The organism is Meridianimarinicoccus zhengii, assembly GCF_003254465.1.
Lineage (GTDB): Bacteria > Pseudomonadota > Alphaproteobacteria > Rhodobacterales > Rhodobacteraceae > Meridianimarinicoccus > Meridianimarinicoccus zhengii.
This window is the reverse complement of the sequence record NZ_QDFI01000019.1, coordinates 41,750-65,383: the sequence shown is the minus strand read 5'-3', so window position 1 is coordinate 65,383 and position 23,634 is coordinate 41,750. Positions and strand designations below refer to the sequence as shown.

Below are 23,634 nucleotides of genomic sequence, written 5' to 3'. Positions count from 1 at the left end.
CCTGTGCGGCTGCGGCCACAACATCCGCAAGATCCTCGCCCACCTGAGGGCTCTTTTGGCCTTCTTGCTGGCCGCGATCGCTGCAGTCACTGAAGCCGTGAGCACTCAAATCTCCCTCGGCAGGCTCCAGAACGACAGGCCAGAAGGTTGTTCAGCCTGAACTAAAGAAGGGCTCGCGCGCCTTTTCGAGCGTGGCGCGGTTCATGCCGCTGCCCGTATCCCGCACGGACAGCACCACCATGTCCCCGCCCCCTGCTGCATCCGATCTGTCCGCCGCTGCGCGCCGCCGACTCGACAGGCGGATTTCGCCTCCCGGAGGGGTGCCTGCCACCGCGTTGGCGACCAGTTCGTCCATCGCTTCGCGCAGCATCTCGGCACCAAGCGCGACCGTGGCCCCCGGCGCACCCGGAATGACCGCAAGGTCATGGGTGCCCGACAGACGCGGCCGTATCTGCACAGCAAGATCGCGCAACACGGCATCGGCCTCCACCCGGTCGCTCCAGGCGAAGCTCTGGCCGGAATAGACCAGCAGCCGGGCCACCAGCGCCGCGGCGCGGTCCATCGCGGTCTTGCCCGTGTCGACCAGCGGGCGCAGGTCCGGTCGGTCCGACACTTCCTCCCCGATCAGTTCCAGATTGCCCATGGCCACCGCGAGGATGTTGTTGAGATTATGCGCAAGCCCCCCGGTCAGCTGCTTGATCGCCGTCTCGCGTTCCATCTGCCGTTGCTGCCGGTCGGCGGCGATCTCTGCCGTGACGTCTTCGGCGACTCCCACGAAGCGGGGGCGCCCCGTTTCCGGATCGTCAGTCCGCACCGCCTTCATGTCGATCAGCCGTTCGGTGCCGTCCCTGCCGACGCGGCGGAAGAGCCGCGACACGTGAACCCCGTCCGCGTGGGCATGTGTCCAGAGTGTGGCCGCAGCGTCGCGATCCTCGGCCGCCAGTCCGCAGGTCCAGTCCACGGCGCCGGTCACGCCGAAGAGATCGCGAAACCGCGGGCTCGCCTGCACGATCCGCCCGGCGGTATCGGCACGGAAAATCCCGACCGGCAGGGTTTCATAGAACGCGCGCAATTCCCGGTTGGCCAGGTCGAGCGCGCGGTTGCTGGCATCCAGCTGCGCATTGACCGCGCGCAGTTCGTCATTCGCCTCGGCCAGTGCATCGCGCGCGGCAAGCAGTTCGGTTTCATAGGTGCGCCGATCGGTTGCCCTGAACACGGTCACCCGGATGCCGACCGGCTCGTCACCGCCGCCACGCCGTTCCGACGCATTCACCAGCACCGGAATCCGCGCGCCGTCTTTCGCCAGCATGTCGAACGCGATCTCGTCGAACACCCCCTGCATACGCAGGAGCGGACGGACATGGGTGTCGAAATATATCTTCCCCGCGACCGTCAGAAGATCGCGGAAATGCCGATCCGCCAGTTCCGAAGCTTTGTAGCCCGTCCAGCCGCGCAACGTCGCGTTGACCCGGTCGATCCGACCGTCCGGGTGCAGGGACAGGTAGCCGCAGGGCGCATGGACGAACAGATCCTCGAAATCCGGATGGGCGGGTGGCATCATGGCGCACGTGGGTCAAGAGCTGGCACCGGACCGGCTCCAAGGAATTCCCGGATCGCGGCGGCGGTCTCAACGGGCGCGCTCAGGTTCGGGCAATGGCCCGTGGCGTCCAGCAGAACGAAGCGGCTGCCCGGGATCGCCTCGTGCACATAGCGGCCCACGGCCTCGGGGGCGATCACGTCGTCGCGGCATTGCAGCACCAGCGTCGGCACCGTGACATGGGGAAGGTCCGCGCGGTTGTCCGAGGTGAAGGTGACGCGCGCGAAATGGCGCGCGATGTCCGGATCGGTGCGGCAGAAGCTGTTCGTCAGTTCTTCGCCCAGCTCAGGGCGTTCGGGATTGCCCATGATCTGCGGGGCCATGGCCTGCGACCAGCCCATGTGGTTGCTGTCGAGGAACCCGAGCAGTTCTTCGATATCGTCGGGGCCGAAGCCGCCCCTGTAATCGCCGTCGTCGATGTAGCGCGGCGAAGGGCCGACCAGCACGAGGTGACTGAACAGGTGGGGCGCGCGACGCACGGCCAGAACGCCGATCATGGCGCTGACGGAATGCCCGACGAAGACGACCGGGCCGCACTCGAGTTCGCGCAGGATTTCGACCACGTCCCGCGTATGGCCATGGAGCGTGGCATAGCGTTCGGGCGACCACGCACCCAGGTCCGACTGCCCCGCGCCCACGAGATCGAACAGAACGATCCGGAAATCCTTGGCGAAAGAGGGCACCATCAGCCGCCACATGTTTCGGTCACATCCGAACCCGTGGGCGAACATGACGACCGGCCCCGTGTCGCCAATGACCAGAACGTTGTTTCGCAAGAGTACCGACATGTCCTGCACCTCGTGCTCGGTCTCGACAGCATAATAGCGAGATAGGTGCGCCTGCGCAGCCTCGGAACTCCCCCACGTGGGCTTTGTTGACCGCGGCTACCCCCGGGTGAATGGCGCCTGTCCTGTCCCCTGCCCTGACGGTTTCGCGGAACGCAAAACGGCGGGTGCGATCGGCACCGCGGCGGTCAGGTCGATTTCGCGCGGCGCAAGGCCGCTGACACGGGCGCGTCTGCCCCGGCGAACCCTATCGCCCGGTCCGCCGCATCCTGTGCCTGCAGCGCCCTGTGTTGCAGAACGGCGTGCAGACGCGCAGCGACGTCACGGATGCGGAACGGTTTGGTGATGTAATCATCCGCCCCGAGATCGCGCCCGCGCACATGGTCCGTGTCGCTGCCGCGCCCGGTCAGCACCACGATCCCGATATCGCCACCCTGCCGCAATTTCTCGACCAGCGCGAACCCGCTCACATCCGGCAGCGTGACGTCGACCACGCACAGGTCGGGTTCGATCTGGGCGTACTTCGACAGGAATTCGGTGGCCGTGGACGCGCCATGCACCTCGAACCCCGCGCCGGACAGGCCGATATCGAGCAGTTCGAGAATGTCTGGCTCGTCATCGACGATCAGGATGCGGGGTCTGGTACAGGTCACACGGTCCGCCAGGTTGTCTCTGCGGGTTTCAAACTTGATAGCGGTCATGCGCCGTCACCTCAATCATGGTTCAACCCTGACGCGCGACACGGCGAAGTTTCGCCTCGCACGCTTCGCCGTTGACGCGCGTCTGCCCTGCCGTCGGTGCTGCTTTTCGGCATGTCCATCCGTGCATCAGCCGCGCTGGTGGTCCACGACCCTGCGGGTCATTGTGTCCGCCGCATTCTCGATCCGCTCGAGATTGACCGCGATCTCGTCGTGGAAATCGTCCAGCCGCCGCACGATGGTCTCCAGACCCTGCGCATGCCCCTGCAACATGCCGCTTTCGACGCGGCAGGTGATGCGGATCGTGGACAGGCCCACGACAAGCCGGCGCAGGAAATCGGCATCGCGGCGCATGCGGGCGGCCCCCTGGATGGCGTCCTTCAGGGCGCTGCGGGCTTCCGCCCGGTAGCGGTCGCACAGGCGGTCGAGAAGCGCGGCTTCGTCCTTCTGACAGACGCCGGCGAACTCCTGCCCTTCCTCAAGGAACCGTTCCCTTACGAGTGACATGACGCGTTCGGCACCCATCAGAAACAGGCTGCGTTCGTCCTTCGTCGCGCCAAGCATCCCGTCATTCGTCCGCGCGATGGACAGCGCGCGCATGTGCCGCCTTATGTCCTGCAGCATCAGGTCATAGCCCTTCGCGATCTCGTTGATGGTGCCCCGCCCGGTGGTCAGCCGCGCGGCATTGATGCGCATGTTGGCGGTCAGCAATTCCGCGGTGGCGAATTTCCGCGTGAGTTCCTCCTTTTCGCGGGCGATCTGCCGGGCCGCATCCATGACGGCATCGACATCGGCGACCTGCTTGTCCAGCGGCAGGCCCAGCTTGATCCGCCGCGCGGCATACTCGGTGGCCAGCGCCTTGGCCTGAAAGCTGTAGTAACTTGGGAACCCCAGTTCCGCGATCCGGGCAAGCAGCAGCTTCGCACTGTCCTCGGGGGTCAGCTTCTCGTCCAGTTCGCGGCGGCGCAGGGCGGCATATTCCGCTTCGATCGTGTGCAGAAGCGGGCTCGACGGCTTGATCCGAACCGACAGGAATCCACCCTCGATCGGTGTGACGAGCGCGAAGACCCAGTAGTATAACCCGTCCCGCGCCCGGTTCTTGACATAGACACCGACGGGCGCGCCGGACTGGATGCCCTTCCACATCAACCAGAATGCACCGCGCGGCATGTCGTCGTGGCGGATGATCTTGTGCGGGGCGTTCAGAAGATCCTCGGGCGGGAAGTCGGCGATGCGCACGAACACCGTGTTGAATGCCTTGAGGACCCCGCGTTCGTCCGTGCGTGAAAAGAAGATTTCGTCCCAGTCGAACGGCGCGGCCCCGGATGCGGGGCGATGGGGCGCGTCGTCCATGGGGGCTGCCGCCTGGCGTTGGATCATGTTCATCGGTGCTCTACTCCTGAGCGGATGGGCTGTCGGTCAGACGGTCATGGCGCGCTGCATCCCGGCCGTCTCGCGGGTGATCGTGTCGGGGCCGTTTCCGCGGATCTGTGCACCGATCCCCGCTCTTGCTGCACGAAGCGTGCCATCGCCGTGGTCTTGCATCCGGGCGCGGCTGTTGAGCCGTGTTAGCCCCCACCGTGCCGCGCCGACCGGCGGCAGGCATCGATGTCTGCGGAAGATGGTTTGGCGGCGACACGGTGCCCGCGCACGCCGGCTTGGCCGAACTTCGCCAGGCACGCCCGCAGGGTGGCGCGCGCCCCCCGATGCCTGTTCCGAACCGTCAATTTCCGAACCGATCGCGCACCCTGTCGCCCAGCCATGGCACGCCGGATTCGGGTTCGCACCGTGCCTCGATCTCGAACCGTTCCTGCGCCTTGCGGGTCGGCCCCAGATACTCGACATCCGGAAACCGGCTGTTCAGCCGCAATTGCACATCCGTGCCTTCCAGGATGGCCAGATGCACGACACCGCCGTGGAACACGTGTCGTTCCCCCGTGGCGGGAACGCGCAGCTCGAAGTGGGAATCCCGCAATTCGCAGTGGTTGATGAGCCGGACTTCGGCCTCGATCATGCGCGGCGGGCCAAGGCGCAGACCGCGCGCGATCTCGGGGCCGCGCAGGACCGATGCTGCGGCACATGACGCGGCCACGCACGCGATCACGGCGATCTGCCATCGTTTCATGGGCATGCCACTTTCCAGGTCTCGAATGGCTCGAAGCGTTCCGCTTGCACGTGCCCAGCACCACGCGAACCGGACGGCGATGGGCGCGGCGAACTACATGATCGGGGTCACCAGCGCGCCCGCTGCGAGGCGCTTGGCCCAGGCGTGGACGTTCCCGGCCATGGTCCTGCCAAGATCGGGTCGCGCGGCAAGGAAGACCGCGATGGCCCTTTCCCGCGGCGTCGCCTTCGGATCGAGCCCCGGCACGGTCACCTGCCGCCAGTCATGCAGAGGAAAGCGGACCGCCACGGTATCCGCCGAAACGGGCCTCAGATCCCAGACGAACCCCCCGATATCATAGCGCGTATCGTCGGCCGACGCGTTCTCCGTTGCCAGACGGATCATGTGCGTATGCAGGAAATCGTGCAGCGCATCCCGGGTCGAGACCAGGATCCGCGCGCCGATTTCCTGCCAGCCGTCTTCCAGCGTGCGGTTCAGGTCGTCCCATCCACCAGCGTCGTCGTTCATGAAGAACAGCCGTCCCCGTGGCCCCTCGCCCACGGTGTAGGTGGCGTTGCCAAGGCGCAGCAGGGCAAAGGGCACGGGCATGGCGGCGTCATGTGTCACGGGTGGTGCTGTCGTCACGAGGTCGGCTTGCATCGCATGGGGCATGTCGGATCTCCTGCTCTTTTCAGATGACCTAACGGCGCGGCGCGCCAACAGTTTAGGACAGTCGTCGCGCCCGGCGATGTCCGCCTGCATTGGGTTCCGGATGCGCCCCCGCGCCACGTGGCCCGACCATGGCACGGATCGTGCAAGCCACGGCGGATATCACGGCGGATCGGCTTGGCCCCGCCCGGCAGGAGTGTATCATGGCGGACAAGGCAAACGTTCTGGACAATTCCATCCAGCTGGCGCTGGACGCCGCAGAGGCCGCGAATGACGCGGCGGCGGAACTGACCCCCCTGAAGGAAGGCATCGTCGCAAGCACCGATCAGCTCGACACAACGCGGCGCTTCGTCATCCGGTCGGTCGGTGCCGCACTGGGTGCGGCGACGCTGATGCTGGTCATGGCAGCGCTAATCTATTTCCAGACCCTGTCCAACCTGCGCACGGCCACGGCCAGCCAGATCGAGACCATGGCCATGCTGACCGCGAACATGGCCGACCTGGATGCGGCGCTGGTGCGTACCGCCGCCCTGGAAGACAGCATCGCGCAGCTCGAAGGTCTCGAAACGCGGCTGGAATCGGTGATCGACGCGCGGAGCACGGCGATGCGCGACGATATTCTTGAACAGTTGCCGGACATCACGGCGAGCGCATCGGAAATCGCCGAGGCGCTGGATGCGCAGCTCGCGGAAATCGTGGCGCTCAACGCGGATCTCGAAACGGCACTGTCGCGGCTGATCGCCGCCGGCTTCGACGCAAGACCCCCCGCGTCAGCCGCGCCCGTCGCGACCGAGACCGCCCCGACCTCTGCGCCGCGCAGCGCGCCCGCGCCATTCGCGGGCACGCCGCGCCGTACTGCGCCGCGCCCCGAACCGAACCCGTTCAGCTTTCCGTGAGTGCCCCATGAACGACGCCCCCAATCCCCCGGACCAGACGCCGGAGCCCTTGTACCTGGGGGTCGAGGCGCCCGCATCGCATGGCAGAGAGATCGGCTTGCGGGCCGGCGATCTTGTCACCGCTGTCAACGGTATCCCGGTGCACGGGACCGAGGACAATTTCCGGGACAGGTTCGGCAAGGATCACGCGCGGGCCTGCGCATTGAACGTTTTGCGTGGCGAACGTGGGTTCATCGTGCTGGCCGCGCATCCCGATCTGGGCAGGCTTGTGCCCGTCACACCCACGGCGGCACAACTGCGCGATATCGCGCGCAACGTGACCGGGCGACTCTATCCGAACCGCATGGTCAACTGGGAGGTCTATCGCAACCGGGCCGGCCAGTACGATCTTCAGCCCCTGACGCCGTCGCTGCTGGCGCTGGTCGCGGCACCACTGTGGCTTGTCCAGATGCGGCTCTGGGCCGCCCTGGCGATGCTGGTCGGCGTCGTTGTCATCGCGATCCCGGCGGGCGCGATCATGGCGGCGATCATCTATGGGCTTGCGTCGATCTATGTCTGGCGCGCGGGTCCGGCAATGTTCCGCGCGGACCGGCGCGCCGCCGGGCTGAAACCCCATGCCGTGATCGCAGCCGCCAACGAGCGCGGGGCGCACAGGGGTTTCGCAGAACTCGATCCGCGTGCGCGCTTCGTCTACGAACCGCCGGCGCAGACCGCCGGGTCCGAAGACATCGCGCCGCCCCTCGATGCGGCAGGGACCCCGGCAAGCTGACCGCAACCGGACGCAGGTCGGGTCGCGGCGCGGTCAGCCGCCCGTAGCGGCACCGTTCAGCACCGCGTCCCGGCGGCGCTGGAACGACGAGGGGATCCTCAGCATCTCACGATACTTCGCCACCGTGCGGCGCGCCAGTTCGGTGCCTTCGCGGGTGATGATCTGCGCGATGGCATCGTCGCTCAGGGGTGCGCCGGGGGGTTCGTCCCGGACCAGCTGCTGAATCCGGTGACGCACCGCCGCCGCCGACCCGGCCCCGTCATCGCCGTTCCCGGCCGCCTGCGCGCAGGACAGTGCCGCCGAGAAGAACGATTTCAGCGGAAACGTGCCCTGGGGCGTGGCGATCATCAGCCCGGAGGTCACGCGGCTGACCGTGCTTTCGTGCACGCCGACCGCATCGGCGACGTCCTTGAGGATCATCGGGCGGATCCGCGACGGCCCGTGTCCCAGGAACGCGGTCTGGCGGCGCACGACCTCGGCCCCGATCAGCAGGCTGGTGCGGTTGCGATGTTCCACGGCGCGCCGCAGCCAGCGGGCATAGGACAGCCGCTCGGCCACGAAATCGCGGGCATCAGGGCGCGCCATCGCCTTCGCACCGGTGTCGTCGATCACGACGGTCGGCAGGGTCGAGCGGTTCAGATCGACCTGCCAGCCATCGGGACCGGCGCGCACCAGAAGGTCGGGCGCGCGCTGACTGCCCTCCGCCACGTCGAAGGCGGCGCCCGGCTTCGGGTCAAGACTGCGCAAGCGGCGCAGGTACGTCCGCAGCGTGTCGGGATCGGCGCCGGTCACACGCGACAGATCCTTCAGATCGGCGGCCGCGACCCGTGGCAGGTTGTCGAGAAGCGCTTGGAACCGGGCGTCGAGCCACCCCTTTTCGCGCGCCTGAAGGCCAAGGCATTCGGCCAGCGACCGCGCGAACAGGCCCGTCGGTTCGACCTGTTGCAAGCGACCCAGGAACGCGGCGGCTTCGGTCACGTCAAGACCTGCGCGCGCGGCCAGCAACTCCAGTTCCTCGCCCAGCCAGCCGCTGGGTTCGAGCGCTTCGAGAAACACCTCGGCCACCATGCGGTCGCGCGCATCGGGAAACATCAGGCCGAACTGGTCGGAGACATGGGCATAGAGCGATTTCGGCCGCTCCGGCGCGCGCATCTGGATCAGGTCGAAATCGGTGCCCTGCGCTCCCGCCACGCCTGCGGGCACGGGCCGCACGTCTCGCATAGGCGTCGCGGTGGCGCCCTTCGGCAACCGCATGTCAAGAAAGGGATTTTCTTCGGCCTCGCGTTGGATGAACCCTTGAAGATCGGAGTTCGACATTTGCAGCAGGTGGATCGCGCGCTGCAACTGTGCCGTCACCACCAGCGACTGGCGCTGTCCGAAATGCTGGCTCGTCTGAAGCTGCATGGCCGACTCTCCTAAACTTGGGCCTGTTTCCCGCGCTTGTCGAAGATTGGCACGAGAATTGCGAGAAATCCGTTTGACAGGTCAGACTTGGCGAACTTTCGACAACCGTGGCGGGCTTAACCCCTCTAAAACACGAGAAACCCCGGCGCCTGCGCGCCGGGGGTCGTTTGCGGGACTGTCGGAAAATCGTCAGCCGCGGAGCAGGCTCATCACGTTCTGCTGCGACGAGTTCGCCTGCGCGAGCATCGCCGTCGCGGCCTGCGAGAGAATCTGCCCGCGGGCCAGCGCGCTCGATTCCTTGGCGAAGTCGGCATCCATGACCCCGGACCGCGCGGCTTCGACGTTGACCGTGATGTTGGTCAGGTTCGAGATCGTGCTGTCGAGCCGGTTGGATACGGCACCGAGATCGGACCGGGACTGCGAAATCTTTTGCAGCGCGGTGTCGATCACCTTGATCGCGTCGGCCGCGCCACTGGACGTGGTCAGGTCGATGGCGGCCACGGTTTCAAGGCTCGATCCGTTGGCGCCGACCGTGAAGTGCTCGGTCGCGGCGACCGTGTCACTTGCGACCGTGAAGGCCTTGGTCGAGGACATCTCGACCTCGCCGGTCACGGCGGCGTTCGCGGTCGTCACACCGACGGTCGTCAGCGCGCCACCGGCGGTGCCATCCCCCTTCAATGCGGTCACGGTGAAGTCCGTCGTGCTTGCCGTGGCGTTCTCCAGGATGATGTCGTCGCCGTTCGCATCCGTCAGCACGATCGCGCTGTTGTCGTTCTCGGCCATGGCCGCTGTGATGCCGGTCTGACCCGACACCGCGTTGATGGCATCGCGCAGCCCGCGCACATCGGTCGCATCGGTGATGCTCACGGTCCCGATATTGACGGTCTCACCGGTGGTCGTGCCGATGTCGAACGTGATACTGTCATTCAGGGTGAAGCCCGACAACTGCGCCTTGGTCACGGCGGTGGCTTCAACGCCGGTGCCAGCAGCCAGCTTGTTCACCTCTTCAGCAAGGCTGCGGGCGGATTGCCCGGCGGTCGTGGTGATCTTGTCGCTCCCGGCGAAACCGGTGACGGTGATTTCCGTGCCCCCCGCCACGGCGCTGTCGGTGCCGTCGGTGATGCTGACCGCACTCCTGACCGTGTTCGCGCCGATATCGGTCGCCGCGGCGCTTTCGACGTTCACCTCCAGCGTCTGGCCCTTGTCGGCACCGATCTGCAGCTGCATGCCCGAGAAGCTGCCGTCGAGAACCTTCATGCCGTTGAAGGTTGTGTTCTCGGCGACCGAGTTGATCTCGGCGATCAGCTGCTTGCCTTCAGCGGAAAGGTTGTTGCGGTTCGCCGCGGTGTTCGTGTCGCTCGACGACTGGACGGCGAGTTCGCGCAGACGCTGCAGCATGTTCGACACTTCGACATGCGCGCCTTCGGTGGTGTCCACCAGGTTCTTGCCGTCCGTGGCGTTGCGCACGGCCTGGTTCAGACCGCGGATCTGGCTGGTCATCTTTTCCGCGATGGCCATCCCGGCGGCATCGTCCTTGGCCGCGTTGATCCGCTGGCCCGAGGACAGGCGCGACATGGCCTGATTGAAGTCGTTGTTGACGCGGCTCATGTTCGACTGCGCCTGGATTGCACCGATGTTCGTGTTGATCGTCGTCATGGCTGATATCCTTTCCAGCAGGGCGCCACCCGGCGCTTGTTTCAGGAAACGTCCTGCGGTGGATTTGTTTAGGAAATCCCCGAAAATTCTCGCAACGCATTGTTAGAAAACGAATTATTTCAAGCCGGCAACTGGGTGGCCCTTGGGCGGGCGACCACGGCCCGGCGTCTTTAGGGGCCCTGCGTCCTGGTGGCATGCATCTTGCTGTGACTGTCCGCGTACAGCCTTTCAGGAGCGCAGGCGGATGGATCTCGCAAGTCTCATCGGAATGATCGGGGCCATCGGCATGGTCATCGGTGCGATGTTCGTGGCCGGCGGGCTTGGTCCATTCATCGACGTGCCCTCGATCCTGATCGTGTTCGGCGGAACGTTCTTCGCCGCGATGACCACGTCGCCGATGGGCACGTTCCTGGGCAGCTTCGGCGCCATGGCCAAGGCCTTCATGCCCAAGCTTCCGAAGCGCGAGGAACTGATCGAGCGCATGGTGGAATTGTCCAATCTCGCGCGCAAGGACGGCATGATGGCACTGGAAGGGCAGGAGGTGCCGGACAAGTTCCTTGAACGGGGGCTCCAGATGCTGGTGGACGGCGCGGACGAGGCCAAGCTCGTTCGCCAGATGTCGCAGGAGATCAAGTCCATGAAGGCCCGCCACGCCGAACGGCAGGGCGCTATCCGGGCATGGGTCGATATCGGCCCGGCGATGGGCATGATCGGAACGCTGATCGGGCTGGTTCAGATGCTGGGCAACATGGAAGATGCCAAGGCCATCGGCCCGGCGATGGCGGTCGCGCTGCTGACGACGCTTTACGGCGCCATGATCGCCAACATCCTTTTCGGACCGATCGTGACAAAGCTCGAAGGTTATACCGCGCAGGAAGTGGTCTATCGCGAAATGGCGCTCGAGGGACTGCGCAACATATCGCGCGGCGAAAGCGGACGGGTCGTTCAGGAGAAGATGGTCGCGACGCTTCCGCCGAAGTTGCAGGAAAAGATGCTCGCGGCATAAGGAGCGGCGGCGATGTCGGCCCGAAAGACGATCCCGATCCCGCTTCTGGCGCCGGTGGACGACACCGAGGCGGAGGAATGCCCGAAGTGCCCCGCGAAGGGTGCGCCTGCCTGGATGGCGACATTCGCCGACATGGCCACGCTGCTGATGGCGTTCTTCGTGCTGATCCTGTCTTTTGCGGAATTCAACCAGCCCAAGTTCAAGCAGATCGCGGGGTCGCTGAAACACTCCTTCGGCGTCCAGAAGCAGATCCCGGTCATGGAACAACCCAAGGGGACGACGCTGCTGGAGCTGAATTTCAGCCCGTCGCCAAGCCCGTCCCTGACCGACACCATCACCCAGCAGACGACCGATACTGAAAAGCCCGAACTGCAAGTAAAGCAGTCCGAGGCCGACCAGGACGACGGCAAACGCGAACTGGCCGAGGCGCTGGCAAAGGCGCTGGATAGCGGGCAGGTCAAGGCCGAACTGCGCAACGGCGAGGTCGTTCTGACGTTCGACGGCACCGGCAGCGGCGCCGGCGAGGGCGAGGGCACGGCGCAAGGCGGGCCCGCGGATGATGCGGCCGCGCTGGCCGCGCAACTGGACGCCGCTGCGGATGCGGTCGCCGCGGCAGAGGCAAGCACCGGCGGACCCACCGACGACATCGTTCTCGCGGGGCTGGCCGACGACCTGCGCAGGCTTGCCGACGGCATGGGCGGGGATGCCGACGGCGACGGCGGAACCGGCGCGGGCGCGGAACGTTCGGCCACCCGCGCCGAGGCCCGGCTGCTGATCGCCCTGCGCGAGGAGGTGGCGCAAGGGCTTGTCGATGTGGAACGGCGCGAAGGCCAGGTCTTCGTGACCGTCGGTGCCGGCGGGGCGTTTCCCTCGGGATCGGCTGATCTGACCGACGGCGCGCGCGATATCATGGGCCGGATCGCCTATGGCGCCATGGACGATGCGGGGTCCATCACCGTCACGGGTCATACCGACAACGTTCCAGTCAATCCAACGGCAAGCTACCGCGACAACTGGGGGCTTGCGGCGGCGCGGGCATCGAGCGTGGTGCGCGAAATGACGGGCAGCGGACTGATCGCGCCCGACCGCGTGACGGCCGTCAGCAAGGGCGAAAGCGCGCCCATCGCCGACAACACCACGGCCGCCGGGCGCGAGCAGAACCGGCGGATCGAGATCGAGATCGCGTATTGACCCCTAAACAACAGGCGCAAACCGCCGTTGACATGCGCAAGGACCGAGGGAGGCTGCCATGGCCACGGACTATCTGAGCGCACTCAACAAGTCGGGCTCCGGCCTCAATCTTGCGAGCCTGACCAATGATCTCGTCACGGCCCAGATCGCGCCGCGCCAGAACATCATCAACACGCGCATAGACGCCTCCGAGGCGTCGATTTCGGCGCTGGGGCGGCTGCGGGCATCCTTCGACGACCTGTCGGCCGGGCTTGCACTGGCCGCTGGCGCCGACGTGCGCACCGCCAGCAGCAGCGACAGCGCCCTGTCTGTGCGCGTCGAAGATGCGACCAAGTTGTCGGCCCGCGCAATGGAGGTGGACGTGTTCCAGCTTGCCGCGCCGCAGGTTCTCGAATTCAAGGGGCTTGCCGGTCCGACCACAGAGATCGGCGCGGGCAGCCTGACCATCGACTTCGGGGTCTGGACCGGTGAGCCGCCGGACAGTTTCGCGGCCGATCCGGGTCGCAGCCCGGCCACCGTCAGCATCGCCGCCGGAACCACGCTGGCCGAACTGGCCGCGCAGCTCGACGCCGTCGCCGGTGTCAGTGCGCAGGTCTTCGACATCGGCGACGGGACCTATTCGCTGGGCGTGTCTTCGGAAACGGGCGTCGCCAAGTCGCTCCGGCTGACCGCATTGCCGGGCGGGGCCGTGCCGGTCGATGGTATCGACCTTGCCGTTTTCGACACGACCGCGACCAATAGCACCGTGCAGGTGCAGGCGGGCAGCGACATGATGCTGTTTCTCGATGGCATCGCGATGTTCCGCGACACAAACGAGTTGCGCGACGTCATCCCGGGGGTCACGCTGGGTATCAACGCCACGACGGCACGTCCCGCCACTGTGTCGACCGCCAACGACACCGAAGGCATGGCCGATCTGTTCGCGGCCCTGACCGACCGGATCAACGCCACGCTGTCAGTCCTGTCCGAGGTGACGGCCCGCGGGATCGACGGGACGGCGGCCGGGGATCTCGCCGGCGACGCCGGGGCACGCGCCGCGCAACGTGCGCTCACCAGCATGCTGGGGCGCGGATTCGGCGGGTTCGGCGAAGGCACCGCTTTTCTGTCGGATGTCGGGGTGACCACCAACCGCGACGGCAGCCTGCGTTTCGATCGGGATGCCTTCGCAAAGTCCTTCGCAGCGGATCCGGCAAAGGCCGCCAACCTGCTGCGCGACGCGGTCACGTCCGGGACCGAGGGCGTGGAGATCACGGGCACCCCTTGGCAGGCCACGACTGCCGCGGGGCAATACGATTTCGCCCACGATGCCGGGACCATGAAGGCGAACATGGGCGGGGTTCAGGTCAACGGCACGATGGGCGAGGACGGCCGGATCACCTATACGGCGACAAGCGGCGTGCTGGCCGGTGTGTCGATCACGGTGGATCCCGACGTCACGTCGGCCCGCCTGGATTTCGGCCGCAGCTTCGTGTCCGAAGTGACCGAGACGCTGCGCCAGATCAACGGCGCGGGCGGCACCATCTCACGGCGCGAGGACCAGTTGGCCGCCACCATCAACGCCGATACGGATGCCCTGTCGGCGCTCGACGACACTGCCGAAACCCTCGAGTCGCGCTATATCGCCCAGTTCACCGCCATGGAACAGATCGTGTCTCAGCTGAATTCCACCGGCGAGTACCTCACCAACCTGATCGCCGCCTGGAACAAGGACTGACCCTTCGCGCTTCAGGCGACGGCCTTGCGCAGGGACAGTTTCTTCATCTTCTCGATCAGCGTGGTGCGCTGCAAACCCAGCAGACGCGCCGTCGCGCTGACGCAGCCATCGCTCGATTCCAGCGCGCATTCGATCATCCGCACCTCGATATCCCGAAGGTAGTTCCGCAGGCTGACCGGGCGTCCCGCGGTCAGATCCGCGCAGAACGCATCGGTGTCCGAGGACCGCGGGTCCGTAGCCGCGCACCCGGACGGGACGACCACGCCGGATTGCTCCGCCCGTTGCGCAGGGGCGGCGTCCGGGGCTGCGAAGCAGACTAGGTTGTGCTGGACCATGTGGGCTTCGACCGTCCGATCCGCGAAGAGGATGCAGGCGCGGTCGAACACGGTGCGTAATTCGCGCACGTTGCCGGGCCAGGCCTGCCGTTGCAGGAACCGTATGGCCTCGGCATCGAAATCGGGGGAACGCGTCTCTGGCTGATGCCGTGCGCGCTGCCGTTTCATGTGCGCGATCAGCATGGGAATATCGTCTGCCCGGTCCGACAGGCGCGGCACGGTCAGCGGAAAGGTGTCGATCCGGTGGTACAGGTCTTCGCGGAACGCACCATTGGCCACAAGCTCTGCAAGATTGCGGTGGGTCGCGGTGACGAGCCGGAAATCCACGACCCGCGCAGCACCGCCCAGTCGCTGGACCTGGCGGCTTTCCAGCACGCGCAGAAGCTTGGCCTGCAGGCCAAGCGGCATGTCCCCGATTTCGTCAAGGAACAAGGTGCCGCCGCTGGCCTGTTCGACAAGGCCGATCCGCCGCTTCTCGGCCCCCGTGAAGGCGCCGCGTTCATAGCCGAACAGTTCCGATTCAAGAAGCTCCGTCGGGATGGCGGCGCAGTTGACGGCGACAAGCGGACCGACGCGCCGCGATGCCCGATGGACAGCCTCTGCCACCAGTTCCTTTCCCGTCCCGGTTTCGCCCGTGATCAGCACGGGCGCATCGCTTGGCGCGACAAGCCGGATCAGGTCCTTCAGCCGCCGCATCGCGGGCGCGGTCCCGATCAGGAAGCTGTCGATATCGACGCTCGGCGAAGGCACGGTTTCAATCGTGGCAAGGTCGGCAGTCCACTGCTTTGTCATTCTTGGGCAACCCTTTAATAAGTCCAGCCCAAAACAAATACACCACGACTCGGGCGAAGGTCTGATCTGGGTCAAATTCGACTGCCGCAGTGCATAGCCTGCGCAGGTTGGAATCGTATTCAGGTTGTGTAAAAAATTGTGCGAAGTTGTTGTCTGGAACAATTGACATATCGCACATTCAGGGAATGGTCGCGTCGGCCTGCCGCGATTGCCTGTCGAAATCGGCACGCAGGGTTTCGATCTGGGTTCGCACCCAGCCCGGGTCCGCCACGCGTGTTGCAATCCGGCTGCGGGCATCGTGGCGCGCGGCGTCTATGTCAGGTTCGACCGAATGGAGTAGCGCGCTCGTGTCCGACATGGCGAGCATGTAGGACAAAGCCGGTTCAGCGTTGCCCGGGGCTTGCCCCTGCAGGGCCACCAGCGGCCCGGTGCCGCGCGGCATGAGCCCCTGGAAAACCTGTGTGACAGGGACGTCCGGTGACGGGGGCACTGGCATCGACGCCGCGTTTTCGAGCCGGGCCAGCAGTTCTGAAGGTGACGGCATGTCCCCCAGCACCCGCGCCACAAGCCCACGATAGTGACGCCCGCGTTCGGGGGTCATGGAGTGATAGTGCCCCGTCGCCACTTCCCAGCTTCCGTGGCGGGCGCGCAACTCGCTCAGGAAACGGGCGGCGTAGCGGGTGTTCGCGACCGGGTCCATCATGGACTCGAGAGAGTCGAACTGATCGCCGTGCCAGCGGTAGTTGATCTGCATGCAGCCGACATCGATGTTGCGCACCCCCCGCGCCACCGCAGCGCGAAGATAGTCCATCGCCTCGGCGCGCGTGTCGAAATACATCCCCTTCCCGGCCTGGTTCAGTGTCCAGGGCCAGGCCCGGCGGCCAAGCTTCCCCTGCCCGCGCCCGGATTCGACCCGTGCGATGGACGGCAGAAGCCCCTCGGGAATACCGCGCTCGGCGGCGGCGCGGGCGGCCAGCGCCTCGCAATCGGGTGCACTCGCCAGCAGCGGCGCTGCGGTCGCGGCCGACAGGATCAGCCCGGCCATGGCCCGGCGCAAGAGCGAGAGGATACTCGGATCGCGTGTCATGCCATGCTGTTGCAAGGTGCACGCCATGCGGCCACCGCCCGCTGCAGATCAACGCAGATAGTCAAAAAGACTGTTCTGGCTGATCCGCGCAAAGCTTTGCTGCGCGGCGTCGCGGGTCAGCAGCAGCGATTGCAACTCGGTGACGGCTTTCGCGATGTCCAGGTCTTCCAGCCCGGCGACGGCCTGCTGCAACAGCACCTGCCGGTTCTCGATGGCCGCGGCCTGGCGCGCCGCGACATCGCCAAGCGCGCCGACCTGCGCGCGCTGGTCGGCGAAATGCGACGACGCCGCCCCGATCGAGTCGATCTGCGCCGTCGTTGCCAGCCGCTGCGGGATAAGGTCGGTCGCCGTGCCCGCGGGCAGCCCCGCCCCGTCCAGCGACCAGCCCTGCGCAAGAACGGCCCGGCGGTCCGGCTCGGTGTGCAGATCCGACACCGATACCGCATCCGCCGGTCCCGTGACCGGCGACAGGATCAGCGTCTGGCCGTCCCCATGCAGGGCCGCGGTCACGCCGGTTGCGGCGGATTGTGCGTTGATCGCATCCAGCAGCGGGTCGGGAATGCCTTCGGCCAGTTCGGCGGCAACAACGGCACTGCCGGACGGGCCCGTGACCGTCATCGACCACGTCTCCGGGTCGCGGGTCGGCTGCGGGCGCACGGCCAGCCCGCCGGTCGCGGTCTGCTCTGCGCGCCGGCTCGTCGCGTCGGATCGGAGCGAGAACATCAGGTCGTCGATGATGTCGAACACCGGGCGGCGCCCGTCCGCGCCCTCCACGCCCATGAAGACCGCGCCACCGTCAAGCCCGGTGGGCATCGTCATGCTTTCTGACACCCGCAGCATGTGCTGCCCGCGGTCGCCCGCATATTGCACACCCTCGGGCGTATCGACGAACGGGGCCGTCTCGGTGCCGAACCCACCGAACAGGGTGCGCCCCATGGCGTCGCGCCCGTTGGCGAGATCGATCATGGCGCTGCGCAATTCCGCGGCTTCGATCCGCAGGGTTTCACGCTCCGCCGGAACGGTGGACGCCGACGCGCCGCGCAGCGCGATCTCGGTGAAGCGGTGCATGATCGAATTGAGTTCCGCCAGCGTTGCGTCCGACTGGTCCAGCCGGCTTCCGACCCGCGTCAGGTTGGACGAGAACCGGTCCAGCGACGCCGTCTGTTCCTGTGCGACGGACAGGCGCATGGCCCGGACCGGATCGGCCGAGGCGCGCGGATCGTTCTTGCCGGACGAGATATCCGTCTGGAGCTGCGAGATATCCGCGTTCAGACGGCTGAAGGCCCGGACGGACATGGTGCTGAACAGCGATGTTCCCAGAGTCATTCGATACCTCAGTTGGTTCAGATGGCGTTGAGCAGCGTGTCGAACAATTGCCGCGCCACGTTCAGGACCTGCGCGTTGGCCTGATAGGCCTGCTGGTGCTTCATGAGGTCTGCCGCCTCGCGGTCGAGATCCACGGCGCCGGCAGCGGCCTCGGCAACCTGCGCGCTTTCCAGCGCGCCGGTATCCGCCGTGGCCCGCGCCGTCGCGGCGATGACCTGGCCGCCCAGGTCGCTGAGCAAGGTGTCATAGATCGCGGCGAAACCCCCGGCGCCGGTCGCCGGGTCGCGGCTGCGCAGATCCCCCAGCGCCTCGAGGTTGCTGGCATCGCCGGGGCGGCCCGCATTCGGCACGATGTGGAAGCTGTCGCCGGTGGCATGGCCCGGCCCCAGCACCAGATCGAACCCGCCGATGCGGGCGCGCCCCAGACCATCAATCACGCGCGTGCCGATCAGGTCGCCGGTCCGCGTGTCGTGCACGGCGATGGCGCCGCTGTCGGCATCCAGAACCGTGATCTCGAGCTGCGGCAGGAGCGCGGGATCGGTGCGGGGCGTCACGCCGCCGGCAAGGTTCAGCGCACCCGGCCCGGTCATGACGGCGATCAGGTCTTCGTCGGGCAGGCCATCCAGTGCCACGCGCCCCGACGACAGGCCGGTTGCCGCGCCCCGCAGGTTGATCACGCGCCCGTCCGTGGCCGTCACGCGCAGCCCGTCCGCGCCCGCGTCGAGCGTGGCCCCGACGGTGGCGAAACCGGCATGGCGGGCGTTGGTCTGCGGCGGTATCCGGATCGTGGATGCCGGGTCCGCAACCGACAGCGATACGGTGCCGGCGGCGGGGTCGAAGCTTGCCGCGCCGGGAAAGCCCGCCGCCGCCGCGACGGAGAACGCGGCCCCCGAACGGGTCAGCGTGACGTCATGCGCGGTTCCGTCCACCTCCACCTCGAAAACCGTGGACCCCATGGGGACGGTCGCGGGATCGAGCGGCTGGCCCGTGACGATCCGCGCCGGGGCAGCCGCGGCGTCGATACCGAACGCCCCGGCACTGCCCTGCGGCAGCGGCACGCGCAGCGCCTGCCCGTCGAGATCCCCGCCGACCGTTTCCACCACGAAGCGGCCCGACGCATCGAAGCTGGCCAGAACGCGGCCCGGTTCGGGCCCCGAGACCTGCGGCACGCCGCCGACCATCGCGATGTCGTAGCGCTGGTCGCCCAGCATCACGGCGACGGACCGCCCGTCCGCGGGGATGGCGGCCAGCGCGGCGCCCGTGATGCGGCTGGTCGGGGCCGCGCTGCGAAAGGACGCGGCCATCGCGTGCGCCGCGTCGGCCGCAGAGCCGATGCCGTCGGCCAGCGCATCGGCCGTCGCGGTCCAGAGCATGCCATCGCCGCCGGTGAACTCGGCCGTGTATGTCGTGGCCGCGGCCACTGCGGCGGTGCCGTCCGCTGCCGCATGGCTGCCGTCCAGCGCCGCATCGAACCGGAACGCCATGGTCTGCTGCGCACCCGCGGCCGCAGTCGTCACGGACACGAGCCCCCCGGCAAGCGGATCGCGCGCGGAACTGGCGGTGGGTCCGTAGCCCGCCTCGAACGGTGACGGCCCCGACAGCCGGACCTGCCCGGTGATGCGCGCCGCCGTGTCGCCGGGGCCGCCCAGCGTGACGGACGCGCCCAGCGATTGCCCCGCGGCATCGGTCCGGGCCAGCGTGACGCCGGTCCCCGCCGTGTGGGTGACGCCGTCGAGGCCGATATCGGCGCCCGCGCCATGGGTCAGCATCATGCGCAGACCGTCCGGCGACAGGTCCGCCGTGATCCCGGTCTGTCCCGACGCCGCGTTGACCGCCGCCGCGATATCATCCAGCCGGCCACCGAGCACATCGCCCGAGATCGCGATCGGCTGCAGGTTGTCGCCGCGCAGCGTGAAAGACAGCGCCCCGTCGGCCACGCCGGACAGGGTCGCGTGGGTGCTTGCCGCGGCCTGCACGGGGACTGCCGCATCGACAAGACCCGCGACCCGCCGGGCCGAAGCGCCCTCGGGCACGGCGATGGTCGCAGCACCGCCCGCCACCGTCACGATCTCGAGTGTCCGCGCCGGGGCTGCCGGGGCCGCGGCCACCCCCGTCCATGTGACAAGCCCGCCGCCGTCCACGGCCAGCGCATGCGCCCCTCCGGTCACGGCCTGCGATATCGCGGCCCCCCGGTAATCCCCCGGCGCATGCACGTATACGGCGCCCTCGGCGAAGCCGTTGGCCGGCGTCAGAAAGGCGGCGGCGGTCACCGGGTCCATTTGCGGGCCCGACACCTGTCGCCCTTCGCGGGTGAACAGGCGCAGCGATCCCGCGTCGGGCGCGGCTGGCTGGATCGCCGCGGCGAAGGGCCCGCCGGTTCCATCCATCGTCGCGGCCCCGAATTCGCCGCGCGCCGCCGCCAGCGTCAGCGTGCCCCCGCTGCCGGCGGCGAACAGGCCCAGTTCGGCCATCGTCGCGCCCGTACCGGTAACCACGGTACCGTCGTTGAGCATGGCGGCAAGGTCGGCCATGTCGCCCCACGGCGCGACCGGCGCGCCAAGCGGGTCGGTCGTCAGGTCCACGTCATGCGACACGCCGTCCAGCGTGAACGACAGGCTCGTGCTGGCGCCCACCGCGGCAGGCGGGATGTCGAACGCCGCCTGTGCCTGCACCGACAGGCTTGCAAGCGATCCCGCCTGCGATCCGGCGGGAATGATACCCGCGACGCCCTCGGCCAGGAATTCGACCGCGGTCAACGGCGACGCGGCCGTTCCCAGAAGCGCGCCCAGGTCGGCAAGCCCGGTGGCCGCGGGCGGCGATGGCGTGGCCTGCAAGGTGGCGGCGCCGGCATTCGCGGGGTCGGCAGAGACGTGAAGCCGCGCCGCCGCCGCGATCCGGCCTGGATCGGTCGGCACGAACCGCATGTTGGCCGCGGCCCCGTGGGTTGCATCGAGCCTGAGGATATCGCCATCGGCGGGCGATCCCGTGATCTCGACACTCAGCCCCGGCACGTCGATCCGCGCCGCACCGCTGCCGACCGGGGCCCCGGTCCCGTCAAGGGCCTGCCATGCCGTCAGGGCCGCTTCGTAGACCAGCGTCACCGGTCCCTCCGGCGCGCGGGCTGCATCGGTCGCGACGACATCGGCGAAACTCGTGCCGCGATTGATCGGGGCCGCGCGCACATCCCAGCCATCCAGCGCGAACAGCGCGCCACCCCCATCGCCCATGGCATCGAGCCCCTGGGCATGGACCGCGTTCATGTCCGATGCTATCCCGGCGGCCCAGACATCGAGATTGGCCACCGCCGCATCGACGGCGACCCCGGCGGCAGCATGGCCGCCAAGGGCTCCACCCACCGGTGCGCGGGTCTGTACCGCGCCCCCGACGCCCGCCTGCCGGATCGCGATATGCCCCGCATCCGTCAGCGACAGACGCGCCGTCCGGCTGCCATCCACCATGACGGGTCCGCCCGCCGTGGCCCCGAAACGCAGTGTCGCTATGCCGGCATCGTCATAGCTGACGGTCAGATCGGTCAGTTCGGCAAGGTCCCCGATCATCCGGTCGCGCTGATCTAGAAGCGGGTTGCGCCCGCCGCGATCCCCGAGTGTCGCCATGCGCCCCTGCAGGTCGGCAAGGTCGGTCATCAGGCTGTTGGCCCGGTCCACGGCCTGCGCCATTTCGGCATCGGTGCCGCGGCGCAGGGTGTCCATGCCGTCCGCCATCGCCCGGACGGACCCGGCAAAGGCATCCGCCGCGGTCATGACGACGTGCCGCAAGCCTGTGTCGTCCGGCGCCTGCGCCGCGGCCGTCATCGCGTCGAACATGCCGTCCATCATGTCGATAAGCCCGCCTGCACCCGGCGCCATCTGGTCTTCAAGCGCCTTGAGTTTCGCGGCAAGCGTGTCGGACCGCCCCAGCGCGCTGGTCGCGGTGTTCGTGCGTGCGACCAGCAGCGCGTCGAAGGCGCGCCGCACGTCCGAGACGTTCACGCCCTGCCCGTCCGTGCCGCGCGCAAGGATCGACGCGCGCGCGCCCGCGATCTCCTCGAGATCGATATCGCGGCGCCGGTAGCCTTCGGTTTCGACATTGGCGATGTTCTCGCCGGTCACGTTCAGCGCCGTGCGGTAGGCGAGCAGCCCGCTCCGCCCGATGTCGAGAAGCCCGCTCATCCTCCGCGCCGCGTGCCGGGCACATGACCGGCGAACTGGTCATACACCGCCTGCGCGATCCCGAAATCCGTGCGCCGTGACGCGCTGTCGGCCAGTTGCATGTCGAGAAGCGACCGGTGCGTGTCCGCGGCGCTGCTGCCTAGGATATCCTCGCCCAGCTGCGCGGCCCGCCCCGATTTCATCAGCTCCTGCAGGAACACGGATTCGAACGCCTGCGCGGCCGCGCGGAGCCTGTCGGGGCCTTCCGCCGTCGTGTCTCCGCCGGTCGGCTGCAAGGCCTGTGTGGAGGTGTTCGAGATCAGCATGGCGGCCCCTCAGATCACGATGAGTTCGGCGCGCAGCGCGCCTGCGCGGTGCAGGGCTTCGAGGATCGCCACAAGGTCGGACGGCGTGGCGCCCACGGCGTTGATCGCGTCCACGAGTTCCGACAGCGACACGCCGGGCGCGAACAGGAAGGCGCGGCCCTCTTCCTCTTCCACCGTGATGTCGGTGTCGGGCGTCACGACCGGGTCGTTCGGTGCGACCACGGTCTGCCCGTTGCCCACCACGACCGACGCGCCCTGCGCGACGTTGAAATCTTCGTTCACGCGCACGGTCAGCGATCCGTGGGTGATGGCGGTGGGCGTCACGCGCACCTCGCCGCCGATCACGATGGTGCCGCTGCGCGAGTTGACGATGACCTGCGCGGGACCGGCAGCGGGTTCGACCTCGATATTCTCCAGAAGGCTCATGAAGGACACCCGCTGCGCCGGGTCCGACGGTGCGCGCACGCGCACGGTCGTGCCATCGATGGCGACCGACACCGACGGCCCGAAGACATCGTTGATCGCCCGGACCACGGCGGCCGCGGTGGAAAAGTCGTTGCGGTGGAGGTTCAAGAGCAGGAATTCGGCCTGCAGGAAAGGGGTCTCGATCGGGCGCTCGACCAGCCCGCCGCCCGGGATGCGCCCGACCGTGGGCACGTTGACCGTCAGCGACGATCCGTCATTGCCCTGCACGCCCAGCCCGCCAACCACGAGATTGCCCTGCGCGATGGCATAGACCTCTCCATCCGCACCCAGAAGCGGGGTCATCAGCAGCGTGCCGCCGCGCAGCGACTTGGCCCGCCCCGCGGTGGACACCGTCACGTCCATTGTCTGGCCCGGCTTGACGAAGGGCGACAGTTCCGCCGTCACCATGACGGCCGCGGCGTTGCGCGCGTCGAGATCGTCGACCTCGATCTGGAGCCCGAGCCGCGAGATCAGCGACTGCATCGATTGCTGGGTCAGCCGCGAATTGCCGTCCCCCGTGCCCGTCAGACCCACCACGAGCCCGTAGCCCACAAGCGGGTTGGATCGGACCCCGGCGACGGCGGCAAGGTCCTTCAGCCGGTCGGCGTGGACCGGCAGCGCCATAAGGCAGAACAGCAGGATGACGGACAGGCGGCGCATGGCGGG

19 protein-coding genes are annotated in these 23,634 nt (G+C 67.6%); 5 read left to right on the top strand and 14 right to left on the bottom strand.

The window, feature by feature from the left end; translation table 11 throughout:
- Positions 1-151: 151 nt before the first annotated feature.
- The 6 genes from DDE13_RS08515 to DDE13_RS08490 form a co-directional block, all read right to left on the bottom strand.
- A complete protein-coding gene (locus DDE13_RS08515; protein WP_162630918.1) occupies positions 152-1,558 on the bottom strand; it encodes a PAS domain-containing protein in 1,407 nt (468 codons plus the stop codon).
- On the bottom strand, positions 1,558-2,385 hold the full coding sequence (locus tag DDE13_RS08510) for an alpha/beta fold hydrolase (protein WP_111403425.1): 828 nt from the start codon (positions 2,383-2,385) through the stop codon (positions 1,558-1,560). Before DDE13_RS08510 ends, DDE13_RS08515 begins: the two co-directional genes overlap by 1 nt.
- A gap of 185 nt (positions 2,386-2,570) precedes the next feature.
- The gene (locus DDE13_RS08505) at positions 2,571-3,083 is read right to left on the bottom strand and encodes a response regulator transcription factor (protein ID WP_111403415.1); all 513 of its coding nucleotides are present in this window, start codon (positions 3,081-3,083) and stop codon (positions 2,571-2,573) included.
- A gap of 126 nt (positions 3,084-3,209) precedes the next feature.
- Complete coding sequence (locus tag DDE13_RS08500) at positions 3,210-4,466, bottom strand: histidine kinase (RefSeq protein ID WP_111403413.1); 1,257 nt, start codon at positions 4,464-4,466, stop codon at positions 3,210-3,212.
- 337 nt (positions 4,467-4,803) lie between these two features.
- Positions 4,804-5,211 (bottom strand): hypothetical protein, encoded by a 408-nt coding sequence (locus DDE13_RS08495; protein WP_111403411.1) that lies wholly within the window; start codon positions 5,209-5,211, stop codon positions 4,804-4,806.
- Between the two features lie 87 nt (positions 5,212-5,298).
- Positions 5,299-5,856, bottom strand: a complete 558-nt coding sequence (locus DDE13_RS08490; RefSeq protein WP_111403409.1) for a hypothetical protein — start codon at positions 5,854-5,856, stop codon at positions 5,299-5,301.
- 200 nt (positions 5,857-6,056) lie between these two features.
- Here DDE13_RS08490 and DDE13_RS08485 point away from each other — a divergent pair, with 200 nt between their 5' ends.
- Both DDE13_RS08485 and DDE13_RS08480 read left to right on the top strand, forming a co-directional pair.
- On the top strand, positions 6,057-6,749 hold the full coding sequence (locus tag DDE13_RS08485) for a hypothetical protein (protein WP_162630917.1): 693 nt from the start codon (positions 6,057-6,059) through the stop codon (positions 6,747-6,749).
- A gap of 7 nt (positions 6,750-6,756) precedes the next feature.
- Positions 6,757-7,518, top strand: coding sequence for a hypothetical protein (locus DDE13_RS08480; protein WP_111403405.1), 762 nt, complete (start codon positions 6,757-6,759; stop codon positions 7,516-7,518).
- Between the two features lie 33 nt (positions 7,519-7,551).
- On the opposite strand, the gene rpoN is transcribed toward DDE13_RS08480, so the two are convergent.
- Together rpoN and DDE13_RS08470 are read right to left on the bottom strand one after the other, a co-directional pair.
- A complete protein-coding gene (rpoN, locus tag DDE13_RS08475; RefSeq protein ID WP_111403403.1) occupies positions 7,552-8,922 on the bottom strand; it encodes an RNA polymerase factor sigma-54 in 1,371 nt (456 codons plus the stop codon).
- Between the two features lie 189 nt (positions 8,923-9,111).
- On the bottom strand, positions 9,112-10,578 hold the full coding sequence (locus tag DDE13_RS08470; protein ID WP_111403401.1) for a flagellin N-terminal helical domain-containing protein: 1,467 nt from the start codon (positions 10,576-10,578) through the stop codon (positions 9,112-9,114).
- A gap of 244 nt (positions 10,579-10,822) precedes the next feature.
- On the opposite strand from DDE13_RS08470, the gene DDE13_RS08465 reads away from it, so the two are divergent.
- The 3 genes from DDE13_RS08465 to fliD are packed head-to-tail and all read left to right on the top strand — an operon-like array spanning position 10,823 to position 14,489.
- Complete coding sequence (locus tag DDE13_RS08465) at positions 10,823-11,584, top strand: motility protein A (protein ID WP_111403399.1); 762 nt, start codon at positions 10,823-10,825, stop codon at positions 11,582-11,584.
- A 12-nt stretch (positions 11,585-11,596) separates the two neighbouring features.
- Complete coding sequence (locus DDE13_RS08460; protein ID WP_111403397.1) at positions 11,597-12,775, top strand: flagellar motor protein MotB; 1,179 nt, start codon at positions 11,597-11,599, stop codon at positions 12,773-12,775.
- A 58-nt stretch (positions 12,776-12,833) separates the two neighbouring features.
- On the top strand, positions 12,834-14,489 hold the full coding sequence (gene fliD, locus DDE13_RS08455; RefSeq protein ID WP_111403395.1) for a flagellar filament capping protein FliD: 1,656 nt from the start codon (positions 12,834-12,836) through the stop codon (positions 14,487-14,489).
- Between the two features lie 11 nt (positions 14,490-14,500).
- Here the strand turns inward: fliD and DDE13_RS08450 are convergent, their stop codons facing one another.
- From DDE13_RS08450 to DDE13_RS08425, 6 genes are all read right to left on the bottom strand, one after another.
- Positions 14,501-15,616 (bottom strand): sigma-54 interaction domain-containing protein, encoded by a 1,116-nt coding sequence (locus DDE13_RS08450; protein ID WP_111403393.1) that lies wholly within the window; start codon positions 15,614-15,616, stop codon positions 14,501-14,503.
- A gap of 178 nt (positions 15,617-15,794) precedes the next feature.
- Positions 15,795-16,703, bottom strand: a complete 909-nt coding sequence (locus DDE13_RS08445; protein ID WP_235868642.1) for a lytic transglycosylase domain-containing protein — start codon at positions 16,701-16,703, stop codon at positions 15,795-15,797.
- Between the two features lie 48 nt (positions 16,704-16,751).
- Positions 16,752-18,029: a flagellar hook-associated protein FlgL gene (gene flgL, locus DDE13_RS08440; RefSeq protein WP_111403391.1), complete on the bottom strand. Its 1,278-nt coding sequence runs from the start codon at positions 18,027-18,029 to the stop codon at positions 16,752-16,754.
- Between the two features lie 17 nt (positions 18,030-18,046).
- Positions 18,047-22,198 (bottom strand): flagellar hook-associated protein FlgK, encoded by a 4,152-nt coding sequence (flgK, locus tag DDE13_RS08435; protein ID WP_111403389.1) that lies wholly within the window; start codon positions 22,196-22,198, stop codon positions 18,047-18,049.
- A complete protein-coding gene (locus DDE13_RS08430; RefSeq protein WP_111403387.1) occupies positions 22,195-22,503 on the bottom strand; it encodes a rod-binding protein in 309 nt (102 codons plus the stop codon). The genes flgK and DDE13_RS08430 overlap by 4 nt, the downstream gene beginning before the upstream one ends.
- Before the next feature lie 9 nt (positions 22,504-22,512).
- Positions 22,513-23,628 carry a flagellar basal body P-ring protein FlgI gene (locus DDE13_RS08425; RefSeq protein WP_111403385.1) on the bottom strand — a complete coding sequence of 372 codons (1,116 nt, stop codon included), beginning with the start codon at positions 23,626-23,628 and terminating at the stop codon, positions 22,513-22,515.
- Positions 23,629-23,634: the final 6 nt, after the last annotated feature.

Coding starts and splice junctions, on each gene's coding strand:
- DDE13_RS08515 (WP_162630918.1), bottom strand. CDS start 1,558: ATGCCACCCGCCCATCCGGATTTCGAGGATCTGTTCGTCCATGCGCCC.
- DDE13_RS08510 (WP_111403425.1), bottom strand. CDS start 2,385: ATGTCGGTACTCTTGCGAAACAACGTTCTGGTCATTGGCGACACGGGG.
- DDE13_RS08505 (WP_111403415.1), bottom strand. CDS start 3,083: ATGACCGCTATCAAGTTTGAAACCCGCAGAGACAACCTGGCGGACCGT.
- DDE13_RS08500 (WP_111403413.1), bottom strand. CDS start 4,466: ATGAACATGATCCAACGCCAGGCGGCAGCCCCCATGGACGACGCGCCC.
- DDE13_RS08495 (WP_111403411.1), bottom strand. CDS start 5,211: ATGCCCATGAAACGATGGCAGATCGCCGTGATCGCGTGCGTGGCCGCG.
- DDE13_RS08490 (WP_111403409.1), bottom strand. CDS start 5,856: ATGCCCCATGCGATGCAAGCCGACCTCGTGACGACAGCACCACCCGTG.
- DDE13_RS08485 (WP_162630917.1), top strand. CDS start 6,057: ATGGCGGACAAGGCAAACGTTCTGGACAATTCCATCCAGCTGGCGCTG.
- DDE13_RS08480 (WP_111403405.1), top strand. CDS start 6,757: ATGAACGACGCCCCCAATCCCCCGGACCAGACGCCGGAGCCCTTGTAC.
- rpoN (WP_111403403.1), bottom strand. CDS start 8,922: ATGCAGCTTCAGACGAGCCAGCATTTCGGACAGCGCCAGTCGCTGGTG.
- DDE13_RS08470 (WP_111403401.1), bottom strand. CDS start 10,578: ATGACGACGATCAACACGAACATCGGTGCAATCCAGGCGCAGTCGAAC.
- DDE13_RS08465 (WP_111403399.1), top strand. CDS start 10,823: ATGGATCTCGCAAGTCTCATCGGAATGATCGGGGCCATCGGCATGGTC.
- DDE13_RS08460 (WP_111403397.1), top strand. CDS start 11,597: ATGTCGGCCCGAAAGACGATCCCGATCCCGCTTCTGGCGCCGGTGGAC.
- fliD (WP_111403395.1), top strand. CDS start 12,834: ATGGCCACGGACTATCTGAGCGCACTCAACAAGTCGGGCTCCGGCCTC.
- DDE13_RS08450 (WP_111403393.1), bottom strand. CDS start 15,616: ATGACAAAGCAGTGGACTGCCGACCTTGCCACGATTGAAACCGTGCCT.
- DDE13_RS08445 (WP_235868642.1), bottom strand. CDS start 16,703: ATGACACGCGATCCGAGTATCCTCTCGCTCTTGCGCCGGGCCATGGCC.
- flgL (WP_111403391.1), bottom strand. CDS start 18,029: ATGACTCTGGGAACATCGCTGTTCAGCACCATGTCCGTCCGGGCCTTC.
- flgK (WP_111403389.1), bottom strand. CDS start 22,198: ATGAGCGGGCTTCTCGACATCGGGCGGAGCGGGCTGCTCGCCTACCGC.
- DDE13_RS08430 (WP_111403387.1), bottom strand. CDS start 22,503: ATGCTGATCTCGAACACCTCCACACAGGCCTTGCAGCCGACCGGCGGA.
- DDE13_RS08425 (WP_111403385.1), bottom strand. CDS start 23,628: ATGCGCCGCCTGTCCGTCATCCTGCTGTTCTGCCTTATGGCGCTGCCG.